The organism is Kribbella sp. NPDC006257 (assembly GCF_040613535.1).
Taxonomy (GTDB): domain Bacteria; phylum Actinomycetota; class Actinomycetes; order Propionibacteriales; family Kribbellaceae; genus Kribbella.
Map to the genome: position 1 here is coordinate 18,677 of NZ_JBEXSJ010000002.1, position 14,742 is coordinate 33,418.

General features: G+C 68.1%; 13 protein-coding genes. 6 read left to right on the top strand and 7 right to left on the bottom strand.

Features of this window, described 5'->3' with window-relative positions; all coding sequences use genetic code 11:
* The first annotated feature begins 97 nt into the window (after nt 1-97).
* Genes ABZ004_RS02225 through ABZ004_RS02235 form a run of 3 tightly spaced genes read left to right on the top strand, consistent with a single transcriptional unit; the run spans nt 98 to nt 3,629 of the window.
* Complete coding sequence (locus tag ABZ004_RS02225; protein WP_355677938.1) at nt 98-1,738, top strand: AMP-binding protein; 1,641 nt, start codon at nt 98-100, stop codon at nt 1,736-1,738.
* Nucleotides 1,735-2,964, top strand: coding sequence for an MFS transporter (locus ABZ004_RS02230; RefSeq protein WP_355677939.1), 1,230 nt, complete (start codon nt 1,735-1,737; stop codon nt 2,962-2,964). Before ABZ004_RS02225 ends, ABZ004_RS02230 begins: the two co-directional genes overlap by 4 nt.
* Entirely contained in the window at nt 2,961-3,629 is a 669-nt protein-coding gene (locus ABZ004_RS02235; RefSeq protein WP_355677940.1) for an SGNH/GDSL hydrolase family protein, read from the top strand. Before ABZ004_RS02230 ends, ABZ004_RS02235 begins: the two co-directional genes overlap by 4 nt.
* Before the next feature lie 56 nt (nt 3,630-3,685).
* Here the strand turns inward: ABZ004_RS02235 and ABZ004_RS02240 are convergent, their stop codons facing one another.
* Entirely contained in the window at nt 3,686-4,366 is a 681-nt protein-coding gene (locus ABZ004_RS02240) for a CatB-related O-acetyltransferase (RefSeq protein WP_355677941.1), read from the bottom strand.
* Nucleotides 4,367-4,431: 65 nt separating this feature from the next.
* Between ABZ004_RS02240 and ABZ004_RS02245 the strand changes: the two genes are divergently transcribed.
* On the top strand, nt 4,432-5,130 hold the full coding sequence (locus ABZ004_RS02245) for an SDR family NAD(P)-dependent oxidoreductase (protein WP_355677942.1): 699 nt from the start codon (nt 4,432-4,434) through the stop codon (nt 5,128-5,130).
* On the opposite strand, the gene ABZ004_RS02250 is transcribed toward ABZ004_RS02245, so the two are convergent.
* Nucleotides 5,096-6,370, bottom strand: coding sequence for a cytochrome P450 (locus ABZ004_RS02250; RefSeq protein ID WP_355677943.1), 1,275 nt, complete (start codon nt 6,368-6,370; stop codon nt 5,096-5,098). The genes ABZ004_RS02245 and ABZ004_RS02250 overlap by 35 nt on opposite strands.
* A gap of 157 nt (nt 6,371-6,527) precedes the next feature.
* On the opposite strand from ABZ004_RS02250, the gene ABZ004_RS02255 reads away from it, so the two are divergent.
* Together ABZ004_RS02255 and ABZ004_RS02260 are read left to right on the top strand one after the other, a co-directional pair.
* Nucleotides 6,528-7,769, top strand: coding sequence for an MFS transporter (locus tag ABZ004_RS02255; protein WP_355677944.1), 1,242 nt, complete (start codon nt 6,528-6,530; stop codon nt 7,767-7,769).
* Nucleotides 7,766-8,737 (top strand): methyltransferase, encoded by a 972-nt coding sequence (locus tag ABZ004_RS02260; RefSeq protein WP_355677945.1) that lies wholly within the window; start codon nt 7,766-7,768, stop codon nt 8,735-8,737. The genes ABZ004_RS02255 and ABZ004_RS02260 overlap by 4 nt, the downstream gene beginning before the upstream one ends.
* 3 nt (nt 8,738-8,740) lie before the next feature.
* On the opposite strand, the gene ABZ004_RS02265 is transcribed toward ABZ004_RS02260, so the two are convergent.
* The 5 genes from ABZ004_RS02265 to ABZ004_RS02285 are packed head-to-tail and all read right to left on the bottom strand — an operon-like array spanning nt 8,741 to nt 14,739.
* Nucleotides 8,741-10,105 (bottom strand): hypothetical protein, encoded by a 1,365-nt coding sequence (locus tag ABZ004_RS02265; protein WP_355677946.1) that lies wholly within the window; start codon nt 10,103-10,105, stop codon nt 8,741-8,743.
* Nucleotides 10,102-11,460, bottom strand: a complete 1,359-nt coding sequence (locus ABZ004_RS02270) for a hypothetical protein (protein WP_355677947.1) — start codon at nt 11,458-11,460, stop codon at nt 10,102-10,104. The genes ABZ004_RS02265 and ABZ004_RS02270 overlap by 4 nt, the downstream gene beginning before the upstream one ends.
* Before the next feature lie 2 nt (nt 11,461-11,462).
* The gene (locus ABZ004_RS02275; RefSeq protein ID WP_355677948.1) at nt 11,463-12,809 is read right to left on the bottom strand and encodes a hypothetical protein; all 1,347 of its coding nucleotides are present in this window, start codon (nt 12,807-12,809) and stop codon (nt 11,463-11,465) included.
* Entirely contained in the window at nt 12,806-13,789 is a 984-nt protein-coding gene (locus ABZ004_RS02280) for a transketolase C-terminal domain-containing protein (RefSeq protein ID WP_355677949.1), read from the bottom strand. Before ABZ004_RS02280 ends, ABZ004_RS02275 begins: the two co-directional genes overlap by 4 nt.
* The gene (locus ABZ004_RS02285) at nt 13,789-14,739 is read right to left on the bottom strand and encodes a thiamine pyrophosphate-dependent dehydrogenase E1 component subunit alpha (protein ID WP_355677950.1); all 951 of its coding nucleotides are present in this window, start codon (nt 14,737-14,739) and stop codon (nt 13,789-13,791) included. The genes ABZ004_RS02280 and ABZ004_RS02285 overlap by 1 nt, the downstream gene beginning before the upstream one ends.
* Nucleotides 14,740-14,742 lie beyond the last annotated feature (3 nt).

Consider the following 14,742-nt stretch of genomic DNA (forward strand, 5'->3'; position numbering starts at 1 on the left):
TGGCGCGCGACAGGCAAGAAATGCCTCGCGCGGATAGCGGTGGCGAAAACCTAGTTCCGGATCACTGACACGTCAACGGGAGCTTTGAATTACTCGCTTGAATTCTCTGCGAACTGGTGGCGGCGGAATTCTCGAAGTACGCTCGGGCCGGATCGAGGAGGGTGGGGTAGCCATGTCGGTCGATGTCGTGCTGGACGAAAACCTGGAAAAGTCCGGGTCTTATGTCGTGGCCGCGCTGCGGCTGTTCGCGGAGTACGGCGACGCGGAGGCGATCGTCTCCGGAGGGCGACGGATCAGCTTCGGTCAGTTACGCGACCAGGTGCTCGATCTGGCGGCGGTGCTGCAGGAGCGCGGGATCGGGCCGGGCACCGGCGTGCTGGTGCTGGCCGGCAACACGATCGAGCTCCCGGCCTTGCAACTAGCGCTGCATCTGGTCGGCGCCCGGACGATGTGGATCGCGCCGATCGCGGGGCGCCGCGAGATCGAGGCGTTCGCCCGGCTCTCCGAGGCCGACGTGTTCGTGTACGACGCCGTCAGCAAGGACGTCCTCGGCGAACGGCTGGCCGTGCAACTCGGCGTACCGGTGCATTGCCTCGGGCCTGGCGGGCTGGGGCCGGACCTGCTCACTGCCAGGCCTGCCGAGGCCTTCCAGCCTGATCCTGGTGACCTGGCGCCCGCCACCTGCCTGCAGACGAGTGGGACGACCGGGGAGCCGAAGCTGGTGCACCACCGGCAGGCGTTCTACGAGCAGATCCTGACGCTCGCCGCCGACTACCTGGCGGCCGGGCTGCCGGTGCTGCGGCACCTGTCGCATTCACCGATGGCATTCGCGAGCGGGCAGATCACCAGCTTCTTCAACCTGTTCATGGGCGGCGTGCTCTTCCTCGAGGACCAGTGGGACGCGGGTCGCGCGCTGGCCACGATCGAGCGCGAGCGGATCAACTCGACGTACGTGTCACCGCCGCTGCTCTACCAACTCCTGGACCACCCGGACCTGCCCACAACCGACGTGAGCAGCCTGTTCATGCTCAACGTCGGCGCCGGCCCGGCTGCGCCCTCGCGGCTGCGGCAGGCGATCGAGCGGTTCGGTCCCGTACTACGGATCGTCTACGGCTTGAGCGAAGTCATCGTGGTCACTGCCCAACCCGGGCTCACCGAGGACCCGGAGCATCCCGAGCGACTGCGGTCATCGGGAGCGCCGTACGGGGATGTCCGGGTGGAGATCCGTGATGCCGAGGGACACCCGCTGAAGCCTGGTGAGACCGGTGAGATCTATGCGACCAGCAAGCTGCGCTTCGTCGGTTACTGGGGGCGGCCGGATCTCACTCAGCGAGCCATCGTCGACGGGTGGGTCCGGACGGGTGACCTGGGCTACCTGGACGCCGACGGCTACCTGTACGTCGTGGACCGGGTGCAGGACACGATCGTCACGGGGTCGAGCAACTGGAACGTGTACTGCAGGCCTATCGAGGACCTGCTGCAGTCGGTGCCTGGTGTGCAGGCGGCCGCGGTGATCGGCGTACCGGACGAGGCGTTCGGCGAGGTGCCGCACGCGTACGTCGTGCGCTACCCGGGCGCTGTCGTCACCGAGTCCCAGCTACGCGCCCTGGTGCGCGACGAGTTCAACGAGATGTGGACGCCGCGCGCTGTCGAGTTCCTGGACGCCCTGCCGCTCACGTCTGCGCACAAGGTCGACAAGGTAGCCCTCCGAGCCTCCTACGCGGCTTCATCATCATGAGCCGCAAGACCGGCCTGATCGCCCTGTTCACGGCGGACGTGCTGTCCGTGCTGGGCGACCGCGTGTCGATGGTGGCGATCCCCTGGCTGGTCCTGACGACCACCGGCAGCCCCGCCAAGATGGGCCTCGTCGCGGGCGCGGAGATGCTTCCGTACGTCGTATCGGGGGTGCTCGCCGCGCCTCTGGCCGACCGGTTCGGGCTCCGCCGGACGTCGATCGTCACCGACCTCGGCAGCGCCATCGCGATGGCCGTCATCGTGCTCTCACCGGGCTCGTCGTTCGCCGGACTGTGCCTGCTGGTCGCGGTCGCCGGTGCGCTGCGCGGCTGTGGTGACCGGGTCAAGCACGTGATGCTGAAGCCGATGGCCGAGGCGGCCGGCGTGAAGATGATCCGGGTCACCTCGTCGTACGAGGGCTTCACCCGGACCGCCACCCTCGTCGGGGCGCCGCTGGGCGGGTTGCTGATCAGCTGGATCGGGCCGAACAAGGCGATCACCGTGGACGCGATCTCGTTCCTGGTCTGCGCCGCGCTGATCGGTGCGCTGGTCCGGCTCCCACCAGCCCCGGAGGACGAGCCGGCGCCGGTGCGGGAGCCGTACTTCCGGGCGCTGCGCGGCGGGTTCGCGTACATCCGCAAGGACCAGCTGCTGCTCGGGATGATCGTGATGATCTTCTTCCTGAACGTCTTCAACCAGGCGAGTACGGCGGTGTTCGTGCCGCTCTGGGTGGACCAGGTGCTCAAGTCGCCTGCTGCGCTCGGACTGCTGTTCGGCGGGTTCGCCGCGGGAGCACTGCTCGGCAACGTCATCTTCACCGTGCTGGGGCCGCGACTCCCGCAGTACGGATCGTTCGTGATCGGCGCTGCGGTCGGTGGAGCGCCCCGGCTGTTCACGCTCGGGCTGTCGCATCACCTGTGGCTCGTAGTCACGGTGAGCTTCTGCTGCGGAGTCGCGAACGCCGCGGTGAACCCGGTGATGGGCGTGACTCTCTACGAGCGAGTGCCGGCCGCGCTGCAGACCCGTGTCTTTGGGGTGACCGGAGCGATCGCCTTCATCGGCATCCCGATCGGCGGCGTACTAGCCGGCTGGTCAGCGGCGTCCTTCGGCCTACGCCCAGCTGTAGTCGGGTCCGGGGTAGTGCTGCTGCTGGTGACTCTGGTGCCCGTCTACCGGCTGTGGAAGCGTCCCGTCGAGCTGGAGCACTACGCGCCAGAGGAGGCTGCGTGATCACTGAGGCCACCGACCAGTACTGCTTGGCGGAGGGTGAGTCGGCGAAGCTGCTGGCGGGGCATCCTTGGCGGCGGTTCGTAGTACTGGGTGACAGCGTTGCTGAAGGGCTCTGTGAGCCTGTGCCCGGCTACAGCGAGCTGCAGTGGGCCGACCGTCTGGCTGCTGAGCTACGTGCGTCGGCGCCTTCACTGGAGTACCTGAACCTTGGTGTGAGCGGGCTACGCGCCCACGAGATCCGCTCTAGTCAGCTGGAGCCTGCACTGGCGTTCCAGCCGGACCTGGCGCTTGTCGTCGGCGGCGGGAACGACGCCTTCAGCGCTCGCTACAACCCTGAGTCGGTGGATGCCGAGCTGACCGCGATCGTGGAGGCACTCCAGTCCGCCGGCGCCGACGTCATCACGCTCGGCATGTTCAACGTCGGCTACTCCCCTGCCGTCGTCGACTGGCTACGGCCCGGCCTGCAGACCCGGATGAAGGTCCTCGCCGAGCGCACCCAGGCGATGTCCGAGCGCCTCAGCACCATCCACGTCCACCTCACCGACCACCCCCTCTCCACCGACCCAGGTCTCTACAGCGCCGACGGCCGCCACGGCAACGCCCGCAGCGACGCGGTCGCCGCCGCCGTCACCATCCGCCGCCTAGCCCAGCACCTCACCCGCTAGCCCCACCCCACCCCACCCCCGCGCCCCGCCCCGGCATCCCACCCCTCGGCGGTGCGTCAGGCGTCTGCGGTCAGGCCGGCCTTCACCGCGATCTCCTCCACATCCCTCGGGGTGCCGGTGAAGATGGTGTGGGCGTGTTCGGTGACCAACTCGACCGGCCAGTCCCACCAGGCGGCGCGGAGCAGGCGGTCGACGTCCTCGTCGGAGTAGCGCCGCTTGATGACGCGACCCGGGTTGCCGCCGACCACGGCGTACGGCGGGACGTCGGTGGTAACGACCGTGCCGGTGGCGATGATGGCGCCGTCGCCGATGGTGACGCCGGGCATGACGGTCACCCCGTACCCGATCCAGACGTCGTTGCCGACGACCGTGTCGCCCTTGCGCGGGGCTCCGAGGGCAGGCTCCAGCGTCCGCTCCGCCCAGTCGCCGCCGAAGATGAAGAACGGGTACGCCGAGACACCGACCAGCGGGTGGTTGGCCGAGGACAGCAGGAAGGTGGCCTTCGCGGCGATCGGGCAGTACTTGCCGATGATCAGCTTCTCCGGACCGAACGGATAAAGCACATTGTTGCGTTCGAAACCGGCCGCATCATCCGGGTCGTCGTAATAGGTGAATTCCCCGATCTGGACATAGGGAACCGTAATCAGGGGTTTCAGGAATACAGTGCGCCGACGATCGGAGAATGGGTAGATGACATTTGGGTTGGGCGCACTCGGCACTGGCTGCTCCGCTCTCATGGGGATCCTCTGATGGTGATTTCCGAACACTGCCGAAAAGCCGTGACTTCGTCTACAGTCCGGCCATGGCTGACAACGACGCGATCCTGATCTCCGGCGCCTCGGGCTGCATCGGCAGCACGCTGGCCCGGCTCCTGCACGCCGACGGACGGGCCCTGATCCTGTTCGGGCGCAACCGCGAGGCGCTCGACAAGCTCGCCGTGGAGCTGCCCGGCGCCCAGGTGCTGACCGGCGACATCGGGCACGCCGACACCTTGAAGGACGTCACCTTCCCCGAGCGGCTGGCCGGGCTGGTGCACGCGGCCGGCATCTGCGAGGGCCGCCCGTTCGAGGACAGCGACCCGGCGATCGTCCGCGAGCACCTCGAGGTGAACCTGGTCGGCCCGTCCGAGCTCACCCGCCAGGCGCTGCCCGCGCTCAGGCAGGGACGCGGCACCGTCGTACTGGTCAACTCCCTCGTCGGGCTCTACCCATGGCCGGGCTGGATCGGCTACACGATGAGCAAGTACGGGCTGAAGGCGTTCGCGGAGACCCTGCGGCTGGAGGAGTTCGACCGGGGTGTCCGGGCGACCAGCATCTTCGCCAGCCGGGTCGCCACCCCGCTGCAGGCGAAGGTGCACGCCCAGGAGGGCAAGGAGTACCACCCGGACGAGTGGGTGCAGCCCGAGACGATGGCCCGGACCATCCGCAACGTGCTGGACACGCCGCACGACGCGGAGTTGAAGGACATCACCCTGATGCATCAGAAGTACCCCCGGCCGTGACGAGCGAGGACACCGTGACAGGCAGCGACTTGTAGCCACGCAGGATGAACTGGTCGGTGCGGACCGGGTCGCTGCCCAGCGCCAGCGCGGGGAACCGGTCCACCACCATCGGCAGTGCCAGCTGCGCCTCGGTCCGGGCCAGCGCCGCACCCAGGCAGTAGTGCGCCCCCGCCCCGAAGCTGATCGGCTGGTTGTCCCGCCGCGCAGGGTCGAACAGATCCGGTACGGCGAACCGCTGCGGATCCCGGTTCGCCGCTCCGGTCAGTACTGCGACCAGCTGGCCCTCCTGCAGCGGTAGGCCGAGGAACTCCGTGTCCTTGCCCGCCACCCGGATGAACACGTGCGCCGGAGTGTCGTACCGCAGCACCTCTTCCACGTACGCCGCCGGCTCGGCGATCAGCTGCGACCGCCCCTCGGAGCCGGACAGGAGCAGCGGCAGCGCGTTGCCGAACAGGTGGATCGTCGTGGAGAAGCTGGCGTTGAACAGGACCAGCAGGTTCCCGACCAGCTCCAGATCGGTCACCTCGTGGGTGCCGCCGTCGACCGCCTTGGTCAGGTCGCTGATCAGGTCATGCTCCGGCTTGGCCCGGCGCTGCGCGATCAGCTCCAGGTAGTACGCCGTGATGTCGGTCGCCGCCCTGTCCGCGGCCGCCAGCACCTCCGGACCCTTGCGGCGGAAGTCCAGCCAGTCGTTGATCACGTCTACCTGGGCGCGGAACCAGCTGATGTCGGAATCGGGCAGGCCGAGCAACCGGCCGACCACCCGGGCGGGCAGCAGATAGGCGAACTCGGCCATGTAGTCGACCTCGGTGCCGCCGGCCCCGAGCAACTCGATCCGGTCCAGCAGCTCGGCGGCGATCGCGATCACGTCGGGCTCCATCTCCTGCACCCGGCGCGGCGTGAACACCTTGCGGAACAGGGCCCGCATCCGCCCGTGCCGGACGCCGTTGCTGAACATCATCGAGTTCATCAACGTCACCAGGACCGGATGCTCGCGCCAGGTCGGGCTCATCGGCTCCAGCCGGAGCGCGTCGTGCACCTCGAAGGTCGCGTCCCGCATGATCTGGTCGACGGCCCGGTAGCCGAAGGCGGCCGCGGAGTAGGGCAGCAGACCGGGCGTCAGCAGGCTCGCCTCGCCCAGCTCGTGCAGCTGGGCGTACAGCGGATACGGGTCGAGCCCGCCGCCACCGGCCGCCAGGGCACCCACGATGCGATCCGCCTCCGTAGTGATCTCCGACATATCTCCCCCTCGCAAATGCCCTTTCACCGGGCACGCCAAAACGCAGTGCTGGCTATTACCGAATCTCCCCGGAACCCACCCCGAGACCCCTTACCCCGACCTTTTCCGTGTCGTAGTGTGAGCGCTGGGGGCGGTCTCGACGAGCAAGGGGGTGACCATGGCACAGCAGGTTCGCAACAAACGACTCGGACTTTATGCATTGCTCACCGCCGACGTGTTCTCGACGTTCGGCAGCAGGTTCTCCCTGGTCGCCATTCCATGGCTCGTCCTGATCAGCACCGGCAGCGCCGCGAAAATGGGCCTGGTGGCCGCTTCGGAAATGATTCCGTACCTGCTCACCAGCGTGCTCGCCGCGCCGATCGCGGACCGCTTCGGCATGCGCCGGACCTCGGTCTGCTGCGATCTCGGCTCGGCCGTGGCGATGGGCCTGGTGGCCGCGATCGGGCAGCTCGGCTTCGTCCACCTGTGCCTGCTGATCGCGGTCAGCGGCGGTCTGCGCGGCGTCAGCGACCGCACCAAACACGTCCTGCTGCGACCGACGACCGCCGAGTCAGGCATCCCGATGTTGCGTGTGACCAGCGCATATGAGGCGATGAACCGCACTTCCGGGCTGAGCGGCGGCCCACTGGCCGGCGTCCTGGTCGCGACCATCGGACCGCACCACACGATCTGGCTCGATGCCGGCACGTACGCCGTCGCGGCACTCCTGGTCGGCCTGCTGGTCAACCCGGCACCGGAGCCCGGGGTGGCCACGCCGGCCAAGGAACCGTACTGGCGGGCACTGGCCGGCGGGTTCTCGTTCCTCCGCACCGATCGCATTCTGCTGGGGATGCTCGGCATGCTGTTCATGGTGAATTTCTTCCAGTACGCGAACGGCGTCGTACTGCTTCCGCTCTGGGTCCGGCAAGAATTCGGATCGGCCACCGGACTCGGCTGGATCATGGGTGTTTTCGCGGCCGGATCATTACTCGGCAATGTGTTTTTCACAGTGTTTGCGACAAAGATTCCGCAAATGCTCAGCTTCTTCGTCGGAGCCGCGATCGGCGGCGCTCCGAAGATTCTCGTCCTCGGCCTGACCGGCAACCTCACCGTGGTGCTGATCGTGACATTCTTCGCCGGCCTCGGAATGGCCGGTGTGAATCCCGTCGTCGGTGCGGTGCTGTACGAACGGATCCCGGCCGAGCTGCAGACCCGGGTGTTCGGCGTGGTCGGTGCGGTCGCGGTCGCCGGCATCCCGCTGGGCAGCGCACTGACCGGTGCCGCGGTCGCCGGGATCGGGCTGCGGCCGACCATCATGGTCTCCGCCCTGGTACTGCTCGCCGCCACTGCCATTCCGTTGGCCAAGCACATCTCGAAGAAGAATAAGAAGATTCCGGTAGCCCAAGGAGAGCCAGGATGACCGACCCACTGGGCCCCGCCGAGCTGGCGGCGATGTCCGATCTGATCCCACCGATGGCACTCCGGGCCGCCGCCACTCTCCGGCTGGCCGACCTGCTCACCGCCGGCCCGCTCGACCTGGAGACCCTCGCCGACAAGGCGGGTGCGGACAGCGACGCCCTCGGCCGCCTGATGCGCTATCTCGTCGCCCGCCGCATCTTCGCTCAAGAGGAGACCGGCTACACCCTCGGCGAGTCCGGCCACTGGCTGCTCGACGATGCTCCCGGTGGTCTGCGGCGCTGGCTGGACCTGGACGGCTTCGGCGGCCACATGGACCGTGCCTTCATCGAGCTGCTCGGCACCGTCAAGGCCGGCGGACCGGTTGCTGCTGGCAACAAAACCAGCCTCGAGCCCAAGGCCGCCGCGTCGTACGACGAACTGATGGAGATCCGCGCGGTCCAGGAAGCGCCCTTGCTCGCCAAGGCGCTCGACTGGTCCCGCTTCGAGCATGTGGTCGACGTCGGCGGCGGCACCGGCGCCCAGCTGGTCGGCCTGCTCGAAGCACATCCGCACCTGCGCGGCACCCTCGTCGACCTGCCCATCAGCGCACCCGCTGCCCCGGAACGCTTCCAAACAGGGGGTTTGGCCGAGCGCACCGAAGTACTGGCTGGTGATCTGTTCGAGTTGGAGCTGCCCAGTGCTGACGTCTTCGTCTTCCGCTACCTGCTGCACTCGTTCGAGGACGACGCTGCCGCCGATGCCCTGCGCCGGGCAGCTGACAAACGAAGGGCCGGCGGGGCCGTGCTGGTGATCGAGTCCGCGGAGACCGCGCCGGTGGCCTTCGCCTCGATGGACCTGCTGATGCTCGTCCTCGGCCACGGACGGGAGCGAACGCTCGCCGAATACGACGTACTCGCTCAAGCGGCAGGGCTGACCCGGGCCGCGATCCACCAGCCGGCGATCGGGCCACGGGTCCTCGAGTACAGCTGACACTCAGACCTCGCCCAGGAGCAGCGAGCCGGTGACGTGCACGTTGCGCTTGAGGTTGAGGACCTCACCTTCGCCCTGGCTGCCGATCCGGACGTAGCAGCCGGCTCCCTGCCGGGCGAAGGTGTAAGGCCCGATCGAGAACGGGATCTGCGCCTCCTCCTGCTCGCCGGTCTCCAGGTGCACGAAGTTCATCGTCATCCGGTCCGGCCGCGAGTAGTCCTGCACCAGATGCAACCCCTCGGCAACCCCGGCAGAGACCAGCGCAGCCCATTCCTCTGGCGACGCCTCCCGGCCGACCACCACACCTGAACCACCGAACTCGTCGGCCGGCTTGAGCACCAGCTGCTCCCGTTCGGCCAGCACCGAGGCAGCGATGGCCTCAGTCAGCATCCGCGTCCGAGGCAGGTGCGCACGGATCAACGCGGCATCCTCAGGAGGTAGGGAGTCGGCGTCCTCCCACAACCAGGCGAAGACCAGCTTGTTGCTGATCAACCAGGACGCGGCCGACGTGAACAGCGACGCCGTTCCAGCCTGCAAGGCATCCTTGATCGCCTGCAGGCCAACGGTCGGAGGCATCTCCGAGCAGACGAACAGCCGCAGGATCGCCTCGACCCGGCCACCTCGTCCGATCAGCTGGTCACCCGGTCCGAGCGTCAGCCAGTCGACCGGCTGCACGTCCATGTCGAAGTCGTTCTCCAGACCCCGCGCGACGAACGGCTGCAGCAGTTCGACCAGCTTCTCCGGATCGTGCGACTCCGGATACTCCCCATCGGTCCGGAACACCATCGTCAGCCGAGCGCCGGGCGGCAGCCCGAGCGTCGAGCGAATCGCGGCGTACCGGCGGTCCACCGCCGACACCGGAGCCTCGACAGGCAGCTGGTCCACCAACCCCGTAGTACGGAAGAGTTCGAGGAAGCGGGCCGAGACCTTCTCCGAGTCCCAGACGCTGCCGACATCGCTGCCGACGTTGAACTCCACGAACTTCGGTACGCCGTCGGTCAGCAGGATGTCGGGTCGTCCGGACTGCAGCAGGTGTTCGCCGAGTGGCTCGGAGTCGTCCAGGAACTCCACCCGGCCGTCCGGGATCCCGAGCAGCTTGCGCAACTCCCCCGCCGTACTGGCTCGGCGCCCGCAGCAGTCGAAGAGCAACTGGAGCATCCGGTCGCTCAATGCGTAGAGCTCCTCCAGCCAGGCTTTGTCCATCAGCACCGGCCGGAGCGGCCGCCAGGTCTCGTTGTAAGTGGCGATCTCGTGGAAGACCGTCTGCCAGCCGCCCGTCCCGGCTGCCAGGATCTCCGCCCGCAGGTCGGCGGGTAAGTTGCCCCAGGCATCGAATCCCGGGCGGCCGGCCCAGTCGTAGGCCGTCATCGCGGCGCGACCAGGAGCGGTCCGGTGACATGGACAGCACGCTTGAGGTTCAGTACTTCGCCGTGCTCGTGCGAGCCGACGCGCAGGAAACACCCGAACGACTCGCGGCCGAAGGTGTACGGCCCCACCGAGTACGGCACCTCGGTCTGCAGTTTCTCACCGGTCTCCAGATTGATGAAGTCCATCGTGATCCGGTCCGGCCGAACGTAGTCCTGCAACAGGAAGTCCCCGCGCCGAACGCCCTCCTCCAGACCTTCCCGCCACTCGTCAACCGGAGTCTCGTGGCCCACCAGGACCCCCGAGCCGCCGTACTCGTCCGCAGGCTTGAGCACCAACAGCGCTTGCCGAGCAAGGGCATCCTCGACCATTTCTTCCGTCAGCAACCGGCTCCACGGGATGTGCCGGCGGACGAGCTCCTGGTCCTCCGGCGCGAGCTGGTCGATGTCACTCCACAGCCAGGTCAGCAGCAGCTTGTTCGCCAGCAGCCACCCGGCCGATGGGGTGAACATCTTCGACGTACCGGCCTTGACCGCGGCCTTCAAGGCGGCCTGGCCGGAGTTCTGCGGCATGTCGGTGCAGACATAGAGCCGGAAGACCGACTTCACCGGCCGGCCTTCGTGGTTCAGCTGCCCGTTCTCGTCCAGCGACAGCCACTGGATCGGCACGCAGTCCATGTCGATGCCGAGCGCCTGACCGCGCTCCACGAACGGATCGAGCATCCGGACCAGCGCCGGGATGTCGTCGTTGCCCGGGTACTCGCCGTCGGTCCGCATCACCATCGTGAGGCGGTCGCCCGGCGCCAGCCCCAGGTAGTCGATCATCGCGCGGTAGCGGCCGTCGATCGGCGACGGCGGCGCCAGCACCGGCACCTGCAGCTCCAGGCCGCGGTCGGTGAACATCTCCAGGAACCGGGTCGAGACCTTCTCGGTGTCCCAGACGCAGCCGACCTCGCTGCCGATGTTGAACTCGACGAACTTCGGAACGCCGTCGGTGATCAGCACGTCGGGGCGACCGGACTGGACCAGGTGCTCACCCAGCACCTCGTCGTCGTCCAGGTACTCGATCAGGCCGTCCGGCGTACCGAGCAGTTTGCGGAGTTCGCCCGCTGTGGTCGCGCGCCGCATCCCGGTCTCCAGGATCAGTTGCAGCAACCGATCCATCACCCGGGCCAGCTCGTCGTACTTGGTCTGCTCGATCATCACCGGCCGCAACGGCCGCCAGGAGCGGTTGAAGGTCAGCACGCCGTGGAAGACCTTCTTCCAGTCCTCCGTACCAGCCGCGATCACGTCGTCTTTCGTTGCTTGCGGCAACGTCTCCCAGTGGTCGAAGGGGGTTTCCCGCCAGTCGAAAGTCATCCTCAGCCCTCCACATCGTTCACGAGCAGCAGGCCGCCGGTCAGCGCACCCTGGGTCAGGTTCACCACGCCGCCCGCGCCGGGCGGCGAGAACCGGCTGAAGACGCCGGCCGGGATGCGGTCGAACAGATACGTCGACACGCAGTACGAGACCTCGGCCTCGACCACGTCGCCGGTCTCCGGCTTGAGGAACTGCATGGTCAGCGGATCGGCCTCGATCAGCTCCTGGATGATGTGCGGTCCGTCGGCCGTGTCGAGCGCCGTCGCCCAGTCCTCGGGCGAGGTGAGCGGGCCGATGAAGACGCCGTGGCCGCCATAGTCGTCGGTCGGCTTGAAGACCAGCTTCTCCCGCTCGTCGATCGTTCGCTGCCGTAGCTCGGGGCCGTAGACCCAAGTGCGTGGGATGGTCGCCCGGACCACCTCGGCGTCCTCCTCGGTGAGCAGATCCAGGTCCTCCCACAGCCAGGCGAAGATCGTCTTGTTGCTGAGCAACCAGACCGCGGTCGGCAGGTACATCTGAAAGCTCCCGGCCGCGTTGGCGGTCCGGACCGCCTCCATCCCGGGACTGTCGTTGACGAACGGCGGCACGAACATCCGCCAGACCGCGTCCAGCACCCGATCCCCGGCCAGCAACCGCTTCTGGTCGTCGAGCTTGACCCACTCGACCGGGTAGACGAGTAGGTCGACACCCAGCTCACGCCCACGATCCGCGAACGGCTTCAGCCGGTTGATCATGTAGTTCGGCCGGTCCGCGCCGGGATAGCCACCACCGGCGGTGAACAGCATCGCCGTCGTCTTACCCGGCCCGACATCGGCCCGGATCGCGTCGAACCGTGCGTCGATCGCCGACGGTGGCGCGGCCGCACCCAGCGCGGTGAACATCGGCTCGTCGACGTACACCTCCATCCACCGCTTGATCACGCCATCGGCATCCAGGACGCCGCCCAGCGCGCTCTCCACGTTGCACTCGACCATCCGCGGTACGCCGCGTTCGAGCAGCAGGTCGGACCGGATCGCGTTGATCAGCCGCCCGGTCAACGGCTCGCTCTCGTCCAGCAGCTGGATCCGGCCCTCCGGTACGCCGAGCACGCGGCGCAACTCGCCCGCCGTACGGGCTCTGCGCCGGCACGCCTCGAGCACCAGCCGGGAGACCGCGTCGGTCACCCGATTCATCTCCGCGTACGCCGCGTGCGTGGCGACCGGGGAGCGCAGCGGGATCCAGTCCTGGTTCTGCAACGCCACGTCCTCGTAGACCTGCGCCCAGTATTTGTGGCCATAGGCAAGCAACCGCTCGCGCACCGGCTCCGGCAGCTCGGGCCAGAGCTCGCGCACGGAAGGTCGTTCCGTCATCGATGTCCCCCACTCGTCAGTACGTCGCGGACCGCCGCAAGCAGCTGGTCCCGTCCAGGCTGGACCGCTCGATCCAGCGCGAGCGCGAACGGCAGGACGGCACCGTCCGGCCGGGTCACCCGGCGCGGCGGCGTCGCCAGCTCGAACCGCTCGGCAGCAAGTGCCAGTACTTCGGCGCCGAACCCGCTGGTCCGGTTCGAGTCGTCGATCACCACCAGCCGGCCGGTCTTCGCGACCGAGGCGGCCAGGCCTTCGACGTCGAACGGATAGACCGTGCGCGGGTCGAAGACCTCGACCGAGACACCTTCACCGGCGAGCTCGTCGGCCACGGCCAGCGCATCCTGCAGCAGGTGGCCCAGGGCAACGACAGTCACGTCGCTGCCCTCCCGCGCGATCCGGCCGACACCGAGCGGCACCGGCGCGAGAGTCGAGAAGTCGACATCTTCACGAACACCCAGCGCCCCCGACGGCGCGAAGACCACCACCGGGTCGTTGTCCCGGATCGCCGACAGCAGCAGCCCGTAGGCGTCGGCGGGAGTCGCCGGCACCACCGTCTTCACGCCGACATGCGCGAACAGGCTGTACGGGTGGTCCGAGTGCTGACCGGCCCAGCCGGTCCGCGACCCCGACCCCGGGACGATGTACGTGACCGGCACCTTGCACTGGCCACCAGTCATCAGCGAGAACTTGTGCGCCTGGTTCGCGATCTGCTCGAAGACCAGGAAGAGCAGCGACGGGATCTGGAACTCGATCACCGGCCGCAGCCCGGCCAGCGCCGCACCGGTCGCGAAGTTCGTGAAGGCCTGCTCGGACAGCGGCGTGTCCACCACCCGGTCCGGGCCGAACCGGGTGAACAACCCGGCGGTCAGGTTCGAGGCCGCCACCCGGATGTCCTCGCCGAGCACGAAGACGTCGTGATCGGCGTCCATCTCGTCACCGAGGGCCCGGTTGAGTGCCTTCAAATAGGACAATTTCGGCATCAGCGCATCACCCCGGGGCTGGCGTAGAGGTACTCGAGAGCGGCGGCGGGATCGGGATGGGCACTGCCCAACGCGATCCCGGCCGCCGCATCGAGCAGGGCCTCGACCTCGGCATCGACAGCTTCCCGGTCGTCGGCGCCGAGGCGTGCGCCCTGGATCTCCACTGGGTCCCGCGACCACCCAGCAGAGAGTTCTTCGGCCGAGCGGTAGTCCAGGCGAGCCCGGTGCTCGAACGTGTGGTGTGCGTCGAGCCGGTGCGTCAGGCACTCCAGGAACGTCGGCCCCTTGCCGGCCCGGGCCCGGTCGACGGCGGCGGTCGTTGCCGCCAGCACCTTCTCCGGATCCTGGCCGTCGATCGTGAAGGCCGGGATCCCGAACGCCTTGGCCCGGCCGGTGATGGTGCCGGCCACCGCTCCGGCGACCGGCATCGTGGTGGCGTAGCCGTTGTTCTCACAGACGAACAGCACCGGGACGTGCCAGAGCGCGGCCAGGTTGAAGGCCTCCAGCAGCATCCCCTCGTTCATCGCGCCGTCGCCGAAGAAGCTGACCGCGACCAGGTCCCGGCCCTTGCGCCGGTGCGCCCAGGCGGCGCCGGTGGCGATCGAGCCGGCCGCGCCGACGATCGCGTTGGCGCCGAGGATGCCGCGGCCGAAGTCGGCGGCATGCATCGAGCCGCCGCGGCCCTTGTTCAGGCCGGACTCGCGGCCCATCAGCTCGGCGAACATCCGGGCCGGGTTCACCCCCTTGGCCAGCACGTGCCCGTGGCCGCGATGGGTCGAGGTGATCAGGTCGTCCGGCCGGAGCGCGGCGCAGACCCCCGCCGCGACGGCCTCCTCCCCGATGTAGGGGTGGATGCCGCCGACGATCTCCCCGGACCGGACGAACTCGATCGCGCGTTCCTCGAAGCGGCGGATCAACCGGACGGTCCGGTAGAGATCGACGGCCGACATCTC